The sequence below is a fragment of the Agrobacterium rosae genome, from assembly GCF_002915175.1.
Taxonomy (GTDB): Bacteria; Pseudomonadota; Alphaproteobacteria; order Rhizobiales; family Rhizobiaceae; genus Agrobacterium; species Agrobacterium rosae.
In genome coordinates this window covers 212588-231615 of sequence record NZ_NXEJ01000001.1, presented here as the reverse complement: position 1 = coordinate 231615, position 19028 = coordinate 212588, and the positions used below count along the sequence as shown (strand labels likewise).

Sequence of the window (19028 nt, the reverse complement as noted above, 5' to 3'; positions counted from 1 at the left end):
TTCAACATATGTGAGGTTTAAGCGCGCAAAACGCCGCCCGTCGACTTCTCGACATTGCCGACGATCTTTGCCGTCAGCGCTTCGAAATCTTCATCCGTCAGGGTCTTGTCGACCGGTTGAATCTGGACTTCGATGGCGATGGACTTCTTGTTTTCGCCGACGGATGCGCCTTCGAAGACGTCGAAGACATTAACGCCCGTCACGAGTTTGCGGTCGGCGCTGGTCGCCGCCTTGATGATGGAGCCTGCTTCGACGGAGCGATCCACCACGAAGGCGAAGTCGCGCTTGACGGTCTGGAACGGCGATAGCTCCAGCGCAGGCTTGGTGCGGGTCGCCTTCTTCTTCGGCTCGGGCATGGCGTCGAGGTAGATTTCGAAACCCGCATAGGCACCGGAGACATCCAGTTCGGACAGGGTCTTCGGATGGAATTCACCGAAGTAACCCAAGATGACCTTTGGCCCCATCTTGATGGTGCCGGAGCGGCCGGGGTGATACCAGCCGGGTGCGCCTGCTTCGATCTGCACATTGCTCATCGGCAGGCCGCAGGCTTCGATAACCGCCAGCGCATCGGCCTTGGCATCGTAAACATCTACCGGTTTGCCGCCGCCCTTGGCCGTGTTGGACCACATACGACCGGAGCCAGCCAGCGATGCCGTTCCACGGCGAACGCCACCGGCCACGCGCCGCTGCGCTTCGGGCGTGTCGCCTTCATAGGTGCCGGAGACTTCGAAGATTGCTACATCGCCGTGCCCCTTGTCGGCATTGCGCTGCGCCGCCGTCAACAGGCCAGGCAGCAGCGAAGGACGCATGTCGGACATATCGGCAGCGATGGGGTTGGCGAGCTTCAGCGAGGGAGAACCACCGCCGAACAGCTTTGCCTGCGCTTCCGGGATGAAGGACCATGTCACCGCTTCCAGCATGCCACGGCTGGCGAGCGAACGCTTGGCCGTCCGGGTGCGGATTTGCAGCGTGGTGAGGATACGGCCATTGACGGCACCGAAGCTTTCCAGCGGTTCCGGCTTGATGTTATCGACGCCATGAATGCGCATGACCTCTTCCACCAGATCGGCCTTGCCATCCACATCTGGACGCCATGAGGGAGCCGAGACGCTGACGCGCTCATCAGCGCCCTCGATGCCGAAGCCAAGGCCCTTGAGGATTTCGAGGGTTTCTTGCACCGAAACATCCAGACCTGTCAGGCGCTTGACTTCGGACAGCGGGAAGTCGATCCATTTGGGCTCAAAACCCTTGTAGCCGACGACCTTCGTTTCTGCCGCCGTGCCGCCGCACAGCTCCAGCACTAGTTCGGTCGTGCGCTCCAGACCCGGAACCATGTATTCGGGATCGATGCCGCGCTCGAAACGGTAGCGCGCATCAGTAATGATGCCGAGCGAACGGCCAGTCTTGGCAATGTTGATCGAGTCCCACAGCGCGGATTCGATCAGCACGTCCACGGTGTTTTCATCGCAGCCGGAATGCTCGCCACCCATGACACCGCCGATGGATTCGATGCCGTTATCATCGGCAATGACGACATTCGTCGGGCCAAGCTTGTATTCACGCTGATCGAGCGCGAGGATGGTTTCGCCATCTTTGGCACGGCGAACGACGAGATTGCCCTTGACCTTGGCCGCATCGAAGACGTGCATGGGGCGACCCTGATCGAAGGTCATGTAGTTGGTGATATCCACCAGCGCGTTGATAGGACGAAGGCCAATGGCGAGAAGGCGCTGCTGCATCCATTTCGGGCTGGGGCCGTTCTTAACGCCGCGCACGAGGCGCAAGCCAAAACCGGGGCAGAGTGCCGCATCGTCCAGATCGAGGCTCACGTCGACCGAGGTCGCGCCTTCGACCTTGAAGGTCGGCGCTGGCTTTGTCTTCAGTGTGCCGAGACCAGAGGCCGCCAGATCGCGCGCGATGCCGTAGATCGAGGTGCAATCCGGGCGGTTGGGCGTCAGGTTGATTTCGATCATTGGATCGTCGAGACCGGCATAGGTCGCAAAGGACGTGCCGACCGGCGCATCCTGCGGCAGGTCGATGATGCCATCATGACTATCGGACATGTTGAGCTCCTTTTCGGAGCACATCATGCCGTGGCTTTCCACACCGCGAATCTTGCCGATGGCCAGAGTCACATCGATGCCCGGAACATAGTCGCCCGGACGCGCCAGCGCGCCGACGAGACCGGCCCGCGCATTCGGCGCACCGCAGACGATTTGGACCGGCTTGCCATCACCCGCATCGACGGACAGCACTTTGAGACGGTCAGCTTCAGGGTGTTTTTCCGCCGTTAAAATCTTGGCAATTACGAAAGGCTTGTAAGCCGCCTTGTCATCAACATCCTCGACTTCGAGACCGATGGCGGTCAGGCGTTCGCAAATCTGTTCGAGAGACGCATCGGTTTCCAGATGCTCTTTCAGCCAGGAGAGTGTGAATTTCATGTCTATGCGTCCTTAACGGTATTTGTCTCTTCTGGTCGAGCGGTCTTGGCGTTCAGCTTGCCAGGCTATGCGGCTTGCTGCGGTGCTTTGGCACCGGGGGGCCTTGCGACCTTTCAGCATGCCATCGACGGAAAGGTCCTCATCGACCTCCGGCCAATGCACACCTGCAAGCATCAGTTCAATCGTATTGCGTTGAGCAGGTGTAGCGTTCAGGAGCCTCGGATACCACCAAAGCGGCGTGGAAACGTGCCTACCATCCGCTAGGCGAACATGGACCTCATGCGGATCGCACCATGCTTCCACAGGGCGATCGCTTTCAGGGTATGCATCATCCGAAGTAGTCATGCCACGCCTCCATCATCTGGTCCCTGTGTTCCTCAACCGTTTCCAATATACGAGCGATATCTCGCTGATTGAAGCCCTTTGCCTGTGCTAGTCTCACAGCATCCAACCAAACCTTCGCTACCGCTTCCATCAATATGAATGTGCGGCGGCTCATGGCCATCACCTGAGTAGAAGTGAAAACGGTAGCCATATTTGCGAAGAACGGTCGGCATAGCTTAACTGCTCAAACCACCAAACAAAGTCGGCATATCAAGCGGGCGGAAGCCGTAATGGGTCATCCAGCGGACGTCGGCGTTGAAGAAGTCGCGCAGATCAGGCATGCCGTATTTCAGCATGGCGATGCGGTCCAGCCCCATGCCCCAGGCAAAGCCCTGATATTCATCCGGGTCGAGACCGCCGGCGCGCAGGACGTTGGGGTGAACCATGCCGCAGCCGAGGATTTCCATCCAGTCTTTACCTTCGCCGAACTTGACGATGGGGCCGGAGCGGTCGCACTGGATATCCACTTCGAAGCTTGGCTCGGTGAAGGGGAAGAAGGATGGGCGGAAGCGCATGACGACGCTGTCGACCTCGAAGAAGGTCTTGCAGAATTCTTCCAGAACCCAGCGCAGATTGCCGACATTCGACTTCTTGTCGATGACGAGACCTTCGACCTGATGGAACATCGGCGAGTGGGTGGCGTCGCTATCCTGACGATAGGTCTTGCCGGGAATGACGATACGGATCGGTGGTTTCTGTGCTTCCATTGTGCGCACCTGCACCGGAGAGGTGTGCGTGCGCAGCACCTTGCGCTCACCATTCTCATCCGGCTGGAAGAAGAATGTGTCGTGCATTTCGCGGGCCGGGTGGCCTTCGGGGAAGTTCAGTGCCGTGAAATTGTAATAGTCGGTTTCGATATCCGGCCCTTCGGCAATGGAGAAACCCATATCGGCGAAGATGGCAGTGATCTCATCAACGATCTGGCTGATTGGATGGATACGTCCGCGCTCTGCTGGTGACTGGCGAACCGGCAGGCTGACATCCAATGTTTCAGCCGCAAGACGTGCCGAGATAGCGGCGTCCTTCAACTCCGCCTTGCGGGCAGAGATGAGATCCGTCACTTCGCTCTTGAGCTGGTTGATGGCGGCACCACGCGTCTGGCGCTCTTCCGGCGTCATCGAGCCCAGCGTCTTCAAGAGATCGGAGACCGAACCCTTCTTACCCAGTGCTGACACGCGCACGGCTTCTATTGACGCTTCATCGCCGGCAGACGTGATTTCCGATATCAATTGTGATTTCAAGGTATCAAGTTCGGTCATATTTTCCTGCCTCGCCGGGCTTTAGCCTGCGGCTTCGGTTTCAACGGCGTTCTTCAGATAGTCGGTCGCCTCGATAAAGCGTTGCAGATCACTACCCATCTGCACGCGCCCAATCAACCGGGCGAGCGGCAAAAAACGGCCCAGAACACGCACGAGCCTGCGCAATTCTGCGATTGCCGCTTCCGGCGCGCGCGTTGCCCACGCTTTGTAGGCGGCATCGAGTGTCTCCCTGCCATTCTTGGCGAGGGTCGTCATGGGCAGAAACAGCAGCCAGATATCCCGCGCCTGCGCGGTTTCAAGCGGCATGACGGCTTGTGGCTCTTCCTCAAAGTCCATGAAACCGACGCGGCCATCGCGCAAGAAGAAATCCCGCACATGTGGGCGCCCGTGGCACAAGCCAGCGGCGTGCAGGTCGCCGATCGCTGCGGCGCAGTCGATGAGAAGCGTGTCATGATCGCTCTCCCCAGCACGACTTTTCATTTTCAAAAGGCGCTGGACGGTGGGCCCGACATCGGAAATGACGATGGCCGTCTGCGAGGAATAAATGATGTCGGGGACGGGAAAACCCTTTGCGCCGAATTCCATCATCCGCCGCTTTTCACGCTCCATCATGTCGACAGGCTTGAGAATGGGTGACGGCTTTAAAAACTTATACGGCAGGGCCGCCGCCGCAAGCGCCTGAAGCTTTATCCACCACGGCGCTTGTTCGGTGCCCTGCCTTTTGATCCAGACAGAGCCGACCGAAAGGTTCAGCTGCTGTATCCGTCCGTCACTGGTCAGCAGCACCTGCATCAAGGCAGCAATATCCGCGTCCTCGAGATGGACGTGAAATCCCTGTGCTTGCTCCTGTGGATCGGCGGCTTCCAGCATTCAGAACTCATATGCGGGCATAATGTCCGCTTTGCGATTTGCATACGACCTTGGTCGAAACGAAAAAACCCGCACCGGTGGCCCGGCGCAGGTTTCAAAATGAACAACAATTTGTTCGCGCCGTAATTACTTTACAGCGGTTTCAAATTCGTTGGTGGTGCCGGCATCCTTGAGGTACTCAAGAGCCTTCTTGGCGCTGTCTACGAGAACGCCGAATGCTGCTGGCTCATGGATAGCCATGTCCGATAGAACCTTACGGTCGACTTCGATGCCAGCCTTGTTCAGGCCGTCGATGAAGCGGCCATAGGTCAGGCCGAATTCGCGAACAGCAGCATTGATACGCTGAATCCACAGAGCGCGGAAGTTGCGCTTGTTAACCTTGCGGTCGCGGTAAGCGTATTGCTTGGAACGGTCCACAGCAGCCTTAGCTGCGCGGATTGTATTCTTGCGGCGGCCGTAGAAGCCCTTGGCTGCCTTGAGTGTCTTGGTGTGCTTGGCGCGGGAAGTTACGCCACGTTTTACGCGTGCCATGTCATGATCTCCTTAAAATGTCCAAAAGTGCGGAAAAGTCTTAAAGACCGTTCGGCAGGTAGTTCTTGACGACCTTCTTGGCGTCAGCTTCGGCCAGAACCATGGTTCCGCGCGCGTCGCGAATGAACTTGTTGGACCGTTTGATCATGCCGTGGCGCTTACCGGCGGCGGCTGCGAGAACCTTGCCGGTGCCTGTGATCTTGAACCGCTTTTTAGCGGCAGATTTCGTCTTCATCTTGGGCATTTTGCTACTCCATTTTTTGTATCGAAAGACAGGCAGACGAAGCCTGCTTTCAAGCTATTCTAGAACGGACTCGGCATGCCCTGCCGGACCGTTCGGACGCGCTCCTATAACCGTAGTTATGAAAAAGAGCAACGGGGAATGATAAATTCCCCTGCGACGGGACGTAAACGCCTGCAATTCAGACGTTTTCGACTTACTTAGGTGCCAGAACCATCATCATCTGACGGCCTTCCAGCTTTGGCTCGGCTTCGACCTTGGCAATTGCCAGAGTGTCTTCCTTGACCTGCAGAAGAAGCTTCATGCCGAGTTCCTGGTGAGCCATTTCGCGGCCACGGAACTTCAGAGTCACCTTTACCTTGTCGCCTTCGTCAAAGAAACGGTTCATGGCCTTCATCTTCACCTCATAGTCATGGGTGTCGATGTTGGGGCGCATCTTGATTTCCTTGACCTCAACGATCTTCTGCTTCTTGCGCGCTTCTGCCGCCTTTTTTTGCGACGAATACTTCAGCTTGCCGAGATCAAGAATTTTGCATACGGGCGGTTCTGCGTTCGGCGAAATCTCAACGAGATCGAGACCGGCGTCTTCCGCCATCTTCAGAGCCTGGTCCGTCGCCATGACGCCAAGGTTCTGGCCTTCTTCATCAATCAGCTGAATTTTGGGAATTCGAATTTCCCTGTTGGAGCGCGGGCCCTCTTTGACGGGGGCATCGGCTTTGAACGGTCTGCGAATGGTCGTATTCTCCTGATCTGTTTCGGGATCGCGTCGGCAAAAACCAGCTTGTCGGTGCAAATGGCGGAAATGTCGTGAATGCCGCCGCGAAGTCAATAGCATGCCCGCGCAAAAAAATCACCTCCTGTCGTGCTTTTTCCGAATTTACGCTACATGGAGAGCAAAATGCAGGAGATTCTCACCGATATGACTGATCAAACGATTGAATACCTGACAGTTGGCACCGCCGATGAGGCCCGCGACATCGCGATACTCTCACGCGCAGCGACGATGCATGGTGACGATGCTCCTGCATTGGTCTGGCTCGGCGGCTATCGGTCCGACATGACGGGCACCAAAGCAGTGGAGCTCGACAGGTTTGCCGAACAGAATGGTCTTGCGTGCATTCGCCTTGATTACTCCGGCCACGGCGCATCCAGAGGTGACTTCAACAAAGGCACCATCTCGCGCTGGCTGGAAGAAACGATGGCCGTGCTGCAGCATACGGCACCAAAACGCATCGTGGTCATCGGCTCCTCGATGGGCGGCTGGATTGCGCTGCGACTGGTGGAGGAATTGCGCAAGCAGCAAGTCGGCCCTGACATTGCAGGCCTGCTGCTGATCGCGCCCGCCCCGGATTTTACCGCCGAACTGATAGAGCCCAATCTTTCCGAGGAGGAAAAGACCTCGCTGAGGGAGCGAGGTTATTTCGAGGAACCGTCCGAATATAGCCCAGAGCCCAACATCTTTACCCGTGCCTTGATCGAGGACGGACGCAACAACCGCGTGTTGCAGGGCATTATCCAGACAGGGTGCCCGGTGTACATTCTACAGGGGATGAAAGATGAGGATGTACCTTACACGCACGCCCTCAAACTGCTTGAGCATCTGCCTGCCGATGATGTGGTCTTGAGCCTTATTCGCGATGGCGACCATAGACTGTCGCGTCCACAGGACATCGAGCGCATGCTGGCAGCGGCCAAAAGCCTTGTTTTGTAGGCAAACCGGCCACGCTCTTAACCATATTATTCATCTTGCGTTCATGGACACCGAGTTCCGATTGACACATACCCCTGCCGTCTCTTAACTTTTCATTAAGATTTTAAGGGACGGGTTTCATGATGAACGCACCGCGGGCGCGGGCACTGCTTCTGGCAGTTGCGGCCGGAATACTTTCTGTGGCCTCCGCACAGGCCGAGAACAAGGGTAGCCCGGCCATGGTGACCGGTGGCATCACGTCCCAGCCTATCGGTCATTACGAGTTCTGCCAGAAGTATATGTCGGAGTGCGATATTCGCAGCAAACTGACACCTCCTCCGCGCGTGACGGAGTATGGATGGAAGGTAGTTCGCGACATCAACAAGGAAGTAAATTCCACCATCATCGCCATGACCGACCTAGAAGTTTATGGCAAAGACGAGGTCTGGGAATATCCCAAGACCGCTGGTGACTGTGAAGATTTCGTGCTTTTGAAGCGCCGGAAACTGATGGAACGCGGCTTTGCCGTTTCCGACCTTTTGATCACCGTCGTTCGCAAGCCCGATGGCGAAGGCCATGCGGTGCTGACGCTGCGCACCAATGACGGCGACTTCATTCTCGACAATCTGTCTGACGATGTGAAGCTGTGGACCGATACGAACTATACGTATCTCAAGCGTCAGGCCTCGTTCAACACGGGACGCTGGGTTTCTATCGAAGATGGTCGCGACGTTCTGGTTGGCGCGCTGCGGTAATATCCGAGCAGAGTGTCAAACCTCCGCCAGCAAGCCCGAAGCCAGTTGGCGGAAGGCCTGGACGGCCTTTGGGAAGGCGTCGCGCGGCTCCTCGGCAGCGGCGATCCAGAGCGCCGCGTTCAACACGGCACCATTCAGCAGCCATGTCGTTGCTCTTGCGTCGACCGGCTTCAACGTGCCGTCATCGACCAGCGACTGAACGGTTTCCTCGATCCGCTTTAGGCAGGCCGTCTGGTTCGGCCAATTGGCGGGATCGCCTAAGACTGCCGGGCCGTCCAACAGCATGATGCGTTGTATTTCTGGCTCCAGCGCCATTTCGATATAGGCTACGCTTTCGGCCAGCAGACCCAGCCAAGGCGTATCGGCTTTCTCCTGAACAACGCGCAATCGCGCCAGCATCTCAGCATCGATCTGGTCGATCACGGCCTGAAGCAGTCCCTTTTTATCGCCAAAATTGTGATAGAGCGCTCCCCGTGTCAGCCCGGCCTCCGCCGTTAGCTCATCCATGGAGGATGCAGCATAACCCTTTGATGCAAAGGCTTTTCGCGCAGCAGCGATGAGTTTTGCGCGCGTTTCCTCGACCATTTGCGACCGCGTTTTCGGTGTCATATCTCATCCCCAAACTAACATACGCCACGTATACCTATTGACATACGCAGCGTATGCTAGATATTTAGACATACGGTGCGTATATCAAAATTTGTTCCGTACAGTAAAGTCATCAGAGGCCCGGCCATCAGACCTCGTCCGCCGCGTATTGCGTCACGGCGGGGAATGGATGCTGCTGCCTTGAATTCTGGAGTATCAAAAATGAGCAAACGCGACGCAATTTTCCCCGCCGATCGGCACGCGCTTTATGAGAAGCATGGCTATTCGGCAGCAGTCCGGTCCGGCGACCTACTATTCGTCTCTGGTCAGGTCGGCAGCCGCGACGATGGTTCAGCCGAACCGGATTTTGCGAAACAGGTGCAGCTTGCATTCGACAATCTGAAGGCTGTTCTTGCAGCCGCTGGCGCGACCTTCGATGACATCGTCGATGTCACGACGTTCCACACCGACCCGGAAAAGCAGTTCGAGACGATCATGGCTGTCAAGGCGACGGCTTTCAGTGAAAAGCCCTACCCCACATGGACTGCGGTTGGCGTGAACTGGCTGGCGGGTTTCGACTTCGAGATCAAAGTCATCGCTCGCATTCCCCAGGCCGCATGAGTGATGTGGGGCTCAGCAACGTTTTGAGCCCCCTCACCTTAGCCATGACCGATGATGATACCTGCCGCCAGCACCAGCGAACCACCCAGCACGACCTGAAAGACAGCTCGCAGAAACGGTGTTTCCATGTAGCGGTTCTGGATGAAGGCAATGGCCCAGAGTTCCATGAAGACGATGACGGCGGCGACTGCGGTTGCCGTCCAGAAATGCGGAATGAGGTAAGGCAGCGTGTGTCCGAGGCCACCGATTGCCGTCATGATGCCGGATGCAAGACCACGCTTGAAGGGTGAACCGCGACCGGAAAGCTTGCCATCATCATGCGCCGCTTCCGTGAAGCCCATGGAAATGCCCGCACCGACAGACGCCGAAAGGCCGATAAGAAATGTCTGCCATGTATCCTGAGTGGCGAAGGCAGCGGCAAAAATGGGGGCGAGTGTCGAGACCGATCCGTCCATAAGGCCCGCCAGCCCCGGCTGAACATAGGTCAGCAGAAATCGGCGCTTGGCGGTTTCCTCCTCTTCGGATTTGGCCTCCTCGACCAAGTGCTTGCCTTCCAGCATTCCGGCAATGTCCTGATGCCCACGCTCAGCTTCAGCCAGATCACCCAGTAATTTGCGGGTGGATGCATCGGTCACATGTTTGACGGCCTCGTCGTAAAAGCGGATGGCCTGGTCTTCCATCCGTTCGGCCTGTTCCCGCATGGCCTCAAGAGACAGGTTCTTGACCAGCCAGTCCGGCTTGCGCTCATAAAAGCCGCTGACATGTTCGCGACGGATCAGTGGAATTGTGTCACCAAATCTGTCTTGGTGCATCCCGATCAGCATGTTGCGATGGGCGTGCTCGACCTCTGCCATCTCGTCGAAAACCTTCGCCGATTGCGGATAATCCGCCCGCAAATGATCTGCATAGGACCGGTAGATACGCGCGTCATCTTCTTCAGAGGAGATGGCAAGTGAGAGAATTTCCTGTTCGCTCAGGGATGCGAAAGGGCGCTTGGAATGTGAAAACAGACTGCGAAACATGAGAACCATCCGATTTAGAATAATTCTAAATAATGCCTGCATAAAGTTAGCGCAAGCCAATTTAGAATAATTCTAATTTTGACGATATGGATCGCAACCGTGTGGCCTGAAACCGCCCATCAACAAGCCCCAGGGCTGTGCAGGAATGCTAATTCGCCCCATGATTGAAATGTCATTTTCGTTTTACTGCAAAACAAAGACTGCCGACTCAATATCATCAAGATTATCTTGAAGGCTGCAACCGGACATGGTTAGTAGATGACGGGAGGCGTACCATACGGTTCGCCCTAGATATTCATATTCAAGGCTCAATCGACATGGATCGCAGATCATTCATCCGCAAGGCCGGTGCCGTTGGCGCAGGCGTTACAGCAACCGCCCTTGCCGCGCCCGCTATTGCTCAGGAAAACCCCAAGATCACTTGGCGTATGACATCGTCTTTCACCAAAGGCCTCGACATTCTCTTCGGTGCCGGACAGATCGTTGCAGATCACGTCAAGGAAGCATCTGGCGGCAACTTCACCATTCAGCATTTTGCCGGTGGCGAGATCGTTCCGGCCCTTCAGGCCGCAGATGCCGTGACATCCGGCACGGTGGAAATGGCTCACACCTGCTCATACTATTATGTCGGTAAAGACCCGACCTTTGCGCTCGGAACATCTGTGCCGTTCGGCCTCAATGCACGTCAGACGAATGCTTGGTTCAACCAGGCAGGCGGCAACGAGTTGATGAATGAGTTCTTTGCCAAGCACAACATCTACTCCATCCTGCTGGGCAACACCGGCGCGCAGATGGGTGGCTGGTTCCGCAAGGAAATCAACACGATCGATGACCTCAAGGGTCTGAAGATGCGTATTGCCGGCCTCACCGGTCAGGTCATGCAGAAGGTCGGCATCACCCCGCAGCAGATCGCAGGCGGCGACGTCTATGCGGCGCTGGAAAAAGGCACCATCGACGCGACGGAGTTTGTTGGTCCCTATGACGACCAGAAGCTTGGCTTCTACAAGGTTGCGAAATATTACTACTATCCCGCATGGTGGGAAGGTGGCCCAGCCTGCCACGCCTTCGTGAACCTGGAAAAGTTCAACAACCTACCGGACAACTACAAGCGCATTCTGAGAGACGCCTGTGCGGCTGGCAGCGCATCCATGCTGGAGCGTTACGATGCCCGCAACCCGAAGGCGTTAAAGGAACTCGTTGCACAGGGTGCCATTCTGCGGCCATTCAGCCAGGAAATTCTCGACGTGTGCCACAAGGCGGCGCTTGAAACCTATGCTGAGATTTCCTCGGTCAACGAGAACTTCAAGAAGATTTACGAAAGCCAGCAGGCGTTCAAGAAGGATGCCTATCTCTGGGCTCAGATCGCGGAATACACCTATGACACCTACATGATGATCCAGCAGCGCAACGGCAATCTGTAATCATCTTTCGTCCGTATTGGATGGCCATCCGGTTACGCCGGGTGGCCATTTTTATGCGCGGATACCAGCTTCCAAACCTCGCGCTCCCGCCAGGCCAGCGGGTTCATACCAGTGATGCGGCGAAATTCCCGGTTGAAGTTGGATTTGGTCTGGAAGCCGCTTTCGAACATGATCGAGGTCACGGACTGATCCGTCTCCTCCAGCAGCCGGCAGGCATCTTTCACCCGCAACTGATTGATATATTGCGAGACATTCCCACCCGTCGCGCGGTTGATGGCATTGGAAATCTGGCGGCTGGGCAATGCCAGCTTGCGGGCGAGACGGGATAGGTTGAGGTTTTCATCGCGGTAAAACTTCTGCCGAGCCATCAGGTCTTCCAGCCTTGCCATGATCTGGTGGTCCTCTGCGCTGGGGCTTAGGGGTTCCGCCTCTATCGGCACCAAAGGTTTTTCAGGCTTGCTGTCGCCCGCGACCCATGCAGTGAGACCAATCAGAAGAAGGCCGATAAGATTGCCATTGCTGATGATGACACCGGCATTTTCACCTCGTGTCCACTCAAAATCGAGAAGGATCACAACGTCGAACGAAGCGGAGAGGCAAAGAGCGGCGGCGGCGATGTAGAGCGCGCGGTGAACGGATGCCACGCTGGCAAATTGTGCCTCCTCCAACCCATCTGGCCCACGCCTTCCCAGCATAACGATGGCAAACGCATATCCTACGAAGAGCCCAATCAGGGCCAAATCGATGGCAAGCGGGTAAATCGTCAAGAGCACTATGATAAGCAGTGGCGGCAGGGTGATACTGAAAAGTGTCTCTTGGCTTTTCAAGCGCCAATCATTCATCAAGCTTCGGAAACTGGCATAGGCCAGCGGCGGCAAAAGCGATGCCATGACGGGTAAGGCTGGTTTCAGCCACTCCACATGATAACCCCAGCGCAGACCGACAAGAGTCGACTGAATGGCGCTCAGCCCGAGTAATGCCAGAAAAGGCAGATTGGCCTTTCCTTCGCCATTCCCGCGAAGGATCGAGATCAGCATCAGCCAGAGAAAAAGTGAGACGACAATAGGTAGCGGCAGGAAAAGCAAGGCGGAAAAACCTAAGCTGGAACAATGACCCTTCTTACATGAACCAGATCGCGTTTGCGCACGACCTCAAACATGTTTCAGGGCGTGAAAAAACTGCGATGCGCAGACAACGGCCTCGTTATTCCAACCCCAAGAGGCTTTCCATGCGCCACACCATTTCCGCTACACTTCTTTTGTCAGTCTTCGCCATCCAGCCTGTTCTAGCAGACCAGTACGTTGGCACGCGCGATATCACTGTTCATTCTCCCGCACGCAACAGGGACTTATCCGTCACGCTCTGGTATCCATCCGACGGCAAAGGCCAAAAGGTCAGCGTCGGAGAAAATCGAATTTTCGACGGCGCGCCAGCCATCAAGGACGCCTCTCTTCCACGAGATCATCTGCCCTTGGTGCTGCTATCGCATGGCTCCGGTTCGCGCGCGATTGGCATGGCCTGGATTGCAACGGCCCTTGCCGAAGCGGGTTTCCTGGTTGCGGCACCGGATCACCCTGGTACGACGAGCGGCGATTCCACACCTGCTGACACACCGAAAATATGGGAACGTACAGACGATATCTCCACCATCGTCACATCGCTGACCACCAGTGCCGAATGGTCTGTATCGGTCGATGCCAAGCGCGTCGGTGTTCTCGGCTTTTCGCTCGGCGGCAGCGCGGCGATGGAGCTTGCAGGTGCGCGTGCTGATCTCGACGCCTATGCGCAATATTGCGTGGACTATGCCACTTCCATGGATTGCCAGTGGTTTGCAGGTGGGCGCGGCTACAAGAACGATGAGCAGATCGTCTTTCCAAAGTTCGATTTGCGTAGCGTCGATAAAGCGCGTTTCGAACAATCGAATCACGACGCCCGCATCCGCTCTGCGGTGCTTGTTGATCCGGGGTTGGAAGTGGCGTTCACCAAAGACAGCCTGAAGGCCATCGATATTCCGCTGACCTTCATCAATCTCGGCAGTGTCGGCGAAATTCCCGTCTCCGTCCTGTCCGACCAGCTGGCCAAGCATGTGCCTGACGCCACCTATATGCAGGTCGACGACAGCAACCATTTCAGCTTTCTGCCGGTCTGCAAAAAAGATGTCGATGCATTTTTGAAATCAGTCGGTGAAATCGATCCGATTTGTGAGCCAATGGCTAAGCGCGACAGAGCGGATATTCACGAGGAACTGGTGACGAAGATCGTGAGTGCCTTCCAGCGAACATTGAAGGCGGGTTACTGATTGAGCCATTAAGGACAAAAATGGGAGCTGGTTTATAGACACCGGCTTCCATTTCCCATTTACCACGCAAGGCGGAACTCACTGAATATTAACATTATTTTCAAACCTCAGTTGCAGAAGTCAAAGTACGCTGTTTTTTTCGGCTGCAAAGAATTGAAAGTCACAAAAAGGCTTTGGGGAAAAAATGATGATCGATAATCTGCTCGCGCGTTTTAAGATACAAACAAAAGTCATCGTGTTCATCGCGCCATTCGTCGCAAGTATTCTTGCAGTCGGATTTTCGGGTTTGTATGCATCAAACCTGCTGCAAAGCCGCATGGATGTTTCCAACACCATCCTTCAATCCTTGACGGGGTTCAAGGAAGTATATGGTGGCATGACATCGTTTCTTAACAACACTAATGATGAAACGCGGGCCACCCTGCACCGCCAGCTTGCGGAGCAGGCCAACTTCCTGCGCGCGACGGAAGATGGCGATTCCACTGAAATAAAAGATGCTATCGACCGGACTAAAATCATCACCAACCAAGTCGATGAATTGTGGTCGAGTCATCAGAAGGAGCAGGCACTCCGCGCGGGCATGGATGCAGACCTTTCGGTCATCAAGAAGGAACTGAACGGCCTTCTGGCGAATGCGACCAACATTAGAAATACGCTGCAGACCGACGAGACCAAGGCAAAGTTGCTGTTGCGCGAGGCCGACAAACTCAATCGCGGTGCAAATCTCATCGCCACTGTCGTCACCGATTTCAACAGGGTGACATCGCCGGAGGAAAAGACCGCCGTTGTGAAGGCTGCGATCGGCAGTTTGGAAACAACCGCCAAGGAACTCGTCGCTATAGCCTCGGTCGATCAGAAAATGATTATCGAGCAGTTGGCCGAGGGCGTGACCCAGATCCGCGCGCAGCTCGATATCGGCATCGTCAACGACGCGACAGTTGGCGCGATCGACCGCGTGGTCAATCTTATGCGCCCCTCCACCATTCGCCTTCAGGGTTTTGCCACCGTGAAATCCCGACAGGCGACCGAGGTTTTCGGCAAGCTGGACCAGCCTATCGAACAGGCAACGGCGTTTCTTGCCACCGCACGGCAGATTGCCGAAGATGCCAAAAATCTGGAACTTGAAATGGCAGGCTTTGTTGCCGCCCCTGCCAAGCCGTCGCTGGAGAAATTCAGGGATGTCGCCTTCCGCCTGAACGTCTCTGCTGGCGAGATGATGGGCGACAGCACGATGTCTGAGGCGACGCGCAAGAGCGCCGGGTCGATTGACGCCATGGCAACAAAGCTGGATCGCGCATCGGCAGACCTGTTCGCCATGTCGCAGCAGCGCCAGGTCGCATTCCGCATGGCGGAAGACGAGATCCGCAACGTTTGGGCCAGCTTGACGAGTTTTGCTGAGAAACAACGCACGGCTGCCGATACCGAGCGCAGCAAGGCGGATGGCATCTCGCTGTCTGCCATGGTTATCGGCGTCTTCGTCGCTATCTTTGCCGGCATTGGCCTGGTCATGACGTTTAAGGGCCCGATCCTCGGGATTGTCGGCTCCATGAAACGTCTGGCCAAGGGCGATATCGACATTCCGCTCACCGGCAAAAACCGCCACGACGAAATTGGCGACATGGCGCGGGCGCTAGAAGTGTTCAAGGAAAATGCCGAAGAGCGCATTCGACTTGAAGCCTCCACGCAGGAACAGCGCGCCTCTGCCGAGGCGCAGCGTCAGTCCAACGATGCCGAGCGTAAAGAGCTGGACCGCCAAATCCAGTTTGCCGTTACCGCCTTGGCCGGTGGCTTGGAGCGTCTGTCCGCAGGTGATATTTCCACCACCATCGATACACCATTCAGCGACCGCCTCGAGCAGCTGCGCGTCGACTTCAACCAGTCCATGCTGCGCCTGCGCGAGACAATCGGCGGCATTCTTGAAAACGTCGGCGCTATTCGCGGAAATGCCCAGCAGATGTCGGAATCCGCCGTTGATCTGGCGCGCCGCACGGAACGTCAGGCCGCTTCGCTGGAGGAGACGGCAGCCGCCGTGGATGAGGTCAACTCCAACATGCGCAATGCGGTGGACCGTGCCCGCGAAGCAAACACCATTGTCGACAAGACACGCCGCAACACCGACGATTCACTTGTCATCGTCGGCAATGCGATTTCTGCCATGGAGCGGATCGAGAATGCATCGAAGACCATTGGCAACATTACCGAGGTGATCGATTCCATTTCGTTCCAAACAAATCTGCTGGCCCTGAATGCGGGCGTCGAGGCGGCGCGCGCCGGTGAGGCGGGCAAGGGCTTTGCCGTCGTTGCCCATGAAGTGCGTGAGTTGGCGCAACGGTCAGCCGCAGCAGCCAAGGAAATCCGTCAACTGATTGCCGTCTCCAACAAGGAGGTTGCTGCGGGGTCCAGCCTCGTGAGCCAAACGGGCGAAGCGCTGGCCCAGATCGGCACGCAAATCTCCCATGTCAGTGAGCATGTTCAACAGATCACGCAGGCTTCGCAGGACCAGTCGGTTGCCATGCAGCAAATCAACAGCTCCGTTGGTGAAGTGGATGTGTTGACGCAGCAGAATGCAGCGATGGTGGAAGAGACAAGTGCCGCCAGCGAGCAACTGAACGAAGAGACGGATCAGTTGCTGGGTCTGCTGGAGCAGTTCCGTCTCGATAGCACACAGGATAGCCGCCGGGATCACCGTCGCGCTGCTTGACCATTACACGACTGAAAATTCAAATTCGAGCGCGGGCGGCTTCGTCCGCGCTTTTTGCTGTCATGCTCACCATAATCTCACGCAAACGTCAGCTCACGTTTTTTATCATTTTCCGATCGTAAAGATTGGATTCAGCCTTTTTTGATAATTTGTCGTTAGTCATCTTTTTTCACGGTCCCAGGGTGGTGCATTTTGTGCTTGCCCGTCTGTTTTGCGTACGGGTTCTCATGCATCGATCGACAGTGCCAGCCATTATTCTAGCCTGCCTATCCATCACGGGCTGTACATCCAGTTCTGGACCGGAAGGTCTGATGGCTGGCATCCCTTCCAAGGAGACCACGAGTTCGGTAACGCCCTCGGCACCGGTGCCGCAGGCAAGTGTTGGCCAAACGCAAGCGCGGCTTCGTCCAGAACCTGCTCAGAAGGTTCTGGCTTGGGGTGGACCGGTTCCAGAGGAACCGAAAGCCTTTGCTGCTGTGGATCAACAAGCCGCACCCCGCCGCGCCGTGCCCCAGATCGACACTTCAATGTCGCCACAAGCGGGTGTTGGCCTACCGGATGAAAAGTCGGTGCAGATGGCCATGGCGGCCGCACCCGCGATCAATGCCGGGCCTGCGGTGCGTTCACGCATCTTCCGGTCCAACTTCAGCGATGCCAAACCGATCAATTTCGGCAGGGTTACGCCTCGACATTTCCCCGTTCATGGCGTCGATGTGTCGCGCTGGCAGGGCAATATCGATTGGGAACGGTTGAGATCACGCGGCGCGAACTTTGCCTTCATCAAGGCGACAGATGGCGGCGACCATCTGGACCCAATGTTCAAGACAAACTGGAACCGCGCAAAGGCTGCAGGCGTTCGGCGCGGCGCTTACCATTTCTTCTATTGGTGCCGCCCGGCAAGCCACCAGGCGGACTGGTTCATTCGCAACGTGCCGCGTGACCCGGATGCGCTGCCACCCGTCATCGACGTGGAATATAACGGCGAATCCAGCTGCAAGATGCGCCTGCCCCGCGCCAAGGTGCTGGAAAAGATGCAGGTCTTCATGGATATGCTGGAACGCCACTATGGCCAGCGACCGATCATCTACACGGCACCGGATTTCTATAAGGACCACCTGTCGGGCGAATTCCTGAACTATCCGTTCTGGCTGCGCGCCGTGGCTCAGCATCCGTCCAAGGTTTATCCGGACCGCAAATGGCTGTTCTGGCAATATTCCGGCTCAGGCCTGTCCCATGGCGTCGAAGGCAAGATCGACCTCAACGTCTTCAGCGGTAGCGAGGAAAGCTGGAGCCGCTGGACATCGCGTCGCGGCAACGGCTAACGGTGCTGCGGCTTCTGAGACGATTTCTTTGCGCCGACGACGCAGGCCACGACGCCAAGCGTTGTCAGCAGCATGGGAATGCTGACAGTTTCGCCCAGCAAGCTTGCTGCCAGTACGAGACCCATGAAGGGTTGAAGCAGTTGCAATTGGCCAACGGCGGCGATGCCGCCCAGCGCTAAACCGCGATACCAGAAGATAAATCCGATCAGCATGCTGAACAGAGACACGTAGACAAGTCCGCCCCAGGCGGCACCGGCGATATTGCTCCACGAAGCAGGCATGGTGAAAAGCGCCAGCGGCAGCATGACTGGCAGGGAAAGAACCAGCGCCCACGAAATGACCTGCCAACCGCCCAGCTTGCGCGACAGGGCAGCACCTTCGGCATAACCCAGCCCGCAAAGAGCGATGGCTGCCAGCATCAGCAGATCACCGGTCAGCGATGCCGAACCGCCCTGCGTCATCGCAAAACCGGCGACCAATGCACTGCCTAGGCATGAGTAAAGCCAGAAAGCGAGACGCGGTCGCTCGCCTCCGCGCAGCACGGCAAATATTGCCGTCGCCAAGGGCAGCAGACCAATGAAGACGACGGAATGGGCCGAGGTCATATGCTTCAACACCATGGCTGTCAGCAGCGGGAAGCCGACCACGACACCCAGCGAAACGATGGCCAGCGACACGAGATCGGCGCGCGCAGGCCGCTTCTGTCGAAAGACCACGAGCAACGCGAGCCCAAGCAACCCGGCAATACTGGCCCGCGCAAGGGTCAGAAACACGGGATCGAAACCCGTGACCGCTAGACGTGTTGCAGGCAACGAGCCGCTGAAAATAACCACGCCCACAAAACCGCTCACCCAACCAGCCAACTGCCTATCCATTTCAATGC

18 protein-coding genes and 1 pseudogene are annotated in these 19028 nt (G+C 56.5%); 7 read left to right on the top strand and 12 right to left on the bottom strand.

Annotated elements, in window-relative coordinates:
• Nucleotides 1–17: 17 nt before the first annotated feature.
• The 8 genes and pseudogenes from pheT to infC form a co-directional block, all read right to left on the bottom strand.
• The gene (pheT, locus tag CPJ18_RS01175; RefSeq protein ID WP_103656670.1) at nt 18–2441 is read right to left on the bottom strand and encodes a phenylalanine--tRNA ligase subunit beta; all 2424 of its coding nucleotides are present in this window, start codon (nt 2439–2441) and stop codon (nt 18–20) included.
• 12 nt (nt 2442–2453) lie between these two features.
• Nucleotides 2454–2786, bottom strand: a complete 333-nt coding sequence (locus CPJ18_RS01170; protein WP_167397804.1) for a DUF2442 domain-containing protein — start codon at nt 2784–2786, stop codon at nt 2454–2456.
• Nucleotides 2770–2998 (bottom strand): annotated as a pseudogene (locus CPJ18_RS01165) (DUF4160 domain-containing protein). The gene CPJ18_RS01170 and the pseudogene CPJ18_RS01165 overlap by 17 nt, the downstream one beginning before the upstream one ends.
• Nucleotides 2999–3001: 3 nt before the next feature.
• Entirely contained in the window at nt 3002–4084 is a 1083-nt protein-coding gene (gene pheS, locus CPJ18_RS01160; protein WP_103656669.1) for a phenylalanine--tRNA ligase subunit alpha, read from the bottom strand.
• A 21-nt stretch (nt 4085–4105) separates the two neighbouring features.
• Nucleotides 4106–4954 carry a BUD32 family EKC/KEOPS complex subunit gene (locus CPJ18_RS01155; RefSeq protein WP_245445272.1) on the bottom strand — a complete coding sequence of 283 codons (849 nt, stop codon included), beginning with the start codon at nt 4952–4954 and terminating at the stop codon, nt 4106–4108.
• A gap of 126 nt (nt 4955–5080) precedes the next feature.
• Nucleotides 5081–5485: a 50S ribosomal protein L20 gene (gene rplT, locus CPJ18_RS01150; protein WP_045230035.1), complete on the bottom strand. Its 405-nt coding sequence runs from the start codon at nt 5483–5485 to the stop codon at nt 5081–5083.
• Nucleotides 5486–5525: 40 nt separating this feature from the next.
• Nucleotides 5526–5729, bottom strand: a complete 204-nt coding sequence (rpmI, locus tag CPJ18_RS01145; protein ID WP_045230036.1) for a 50S ribosomal protein L35 — start codon at nt 5727–5729, stop codon at nt 5526–5528.
• A 193-nt stretch (nt 5730–5922) separates the two neighbouring features.
• Nucleotides 5923–6459 carry a translation initiation factor IF-3 gene (infC, locus tag CPJ18_RS01140; RefSeq protein ID WP_067649815.1) on the bottom strand — a complete coding sequence of 179 codons (537 nt, stop codon included), beginning with the start codon at nt 6457–6459 and terminating at the stop codon, nt 5923–5925.
• Between the two features lie 186 nt (nt 6460–6645).
• On the opposite strand from infC, the gene CPJ18_RS01135 reads away from it, so the two are divergent.
• Entirely contained in the window at nt 6646–7437 is a 792-nt protein-coding gene (locus CPJ18_RS01135) for an alpha/beta hydrolase (protein ID WP_103656923.1), read from the top strand.
• A 119-nt stretch (nt 7438–7556) separates the two neighbouring features.
• A complete protein-coding gene (locus CPJ18_RS01130; RefSeq protein WP_077102280.1) occupies nt 7557–8171 on the top strand; it encodes a transglutaminase-like cysteine peptidase in 615 nt (204 codons plus the stop codon).
• 15 nt (nt 8172–8186) lie between these two features.
• On the opposite strand, the gene CPJ18_RS01125 is transcribed toward CPJ18_RS01130, so the two are convergent.
• Nucleotides 8187–8780 (bottom strand): TetR/AcrR family transcriptional regulator, encoded by a 594-nt coding sequence (locus tag CPJ18_RS01125; RefSeq protein ID WP_103656668.1) that lies wholly within the window; start codon nt 8778–8780, stop codon nt 8187–8189.
• A gap of 201 nt (nt 8781–8981) precedes the next feature.
• Between CPJ18_RS01125 and CPJ18_RS01120 the strand changes: the two genes are divergently transcribed.
• Entirely contained in the window at nt 8982–9380 is a 399-nt protein-coding gene (locus CPJ18_RS01120; protein ID WP_103656667.1) for a RidA family protein, read from the top strand.
• Nucleotides 9381–9418: 38 nt separating this feature from the next.
• On the opposite strand, the gene mbfA is transcribed toward CPJ18_RS01120, so the two are convergent.
• On the bottom strand, nt 9419–10402 hold the full coding sequence (mbfA, locus tag CPJ18_RS01115; RefSeq protein WP_103656922.1) for an iron exporter MbfA: 984 nt from the start codon (nt 10400–10402) through the stop codon (nt 9419–9421).
• 317 nt (nt 10403–10719) lie between these two features.
• Here mbfA and CPJ18_RS01110 point away from each other — a divergent pair, with 317 nt between their 5' ends.
• Nucleotides 10720–11823, top strand: coding sequence for a TRAP transporter substrate-binding protein (locus CPJ18_RS01110; protein ID WP_103656666.1), 1104 nt, complete (start codon nt 10720–10722; stop codon nt 11821–11823).
• Nucleotides 11824–11855: 32 nt separating this feature from the next.
• On the opposite strand, the gene CPJ18_RS01105 is transcribed toward CPJ18_RS01110, so the two are convergent.
• The gene (locus CPJ18_RS01105) at nt 11856–12908 is read right to left on the bottom strand and encodes a helix-turn-helix domain-containing protein (RefSeq protein ID WP_167397803.1); all 1053 of its coding nucleotides are present in this window, start codon (nt 12906–12908) and stop codon (nt 11856–11858) included.
• Between the two features lie 143 nt (nt 12909–13051).
• Here CPJ18_RS01105 and CPJ18_RS01100 point away from each other — a divergent pair, with 143 nt between their 5' ends.
• From CPJ18_RS01100 to CPJ18_RS01090, 3 genes are all read left to right on the top strand, one after another.
• Nucleotides 13052–14122: an alpha/beta hydrolase family protein gene (locus CPJ18_RS01100; RefSeq protein WP_103656920.1), complete on the top strand. Its 1071-nt coding sequence runs from the start codon at nt 13052–13054 to the stop codon at nt 14120–14122.
• Nucleotides 14123–14309: 187 nt separating this feature from the next.
• Nucleotides 14310–16823 carry a methyl-accepting chemotaxis protein gene (locus CPJ18_RS01095; protein WP_167397802.1) on the top strand — a complete coding sequence of 838 codons (2514 nt, stop codon included), beginning with the start codon at nt 14310–14312 and terminating at the stop codon, nt 16821–16823.
• A gap of 227 nt (nt 16824–17050) precedes the next feature.
• Nucleotides 17051–18145: a glycoside hydrolase family 25 protein gene (locus tag CPJ18_RS01090; protein ID WP_077119941.1), complete on the top strand. Its 1095-nt coding sequence runs from the start codon at nt 17051–17053 to the stop codon at nt 18143–18145.
• On the opposite strand, the gene CPJ18_RS01085 is transcribed toward CPJ18_RS01090, so the two are convergent.
• On the bottom strand, nt 18142–19020 hold the full coding sequence (locus tag CPJ18_RS01085; protein WP_103656664.1) for a DMT family transporter: 879 nt from the start codon (nt 19018–19020) through the stop codon (nt 18142–18144). The two genes, CPJ18_RS01090 and CPJ18_RS01085, sit on opposite strands and share 4 nt — an antisense overlap.
• Between the last annotated feature and the right edge of the window lie 8 nt (nt 19021–19028).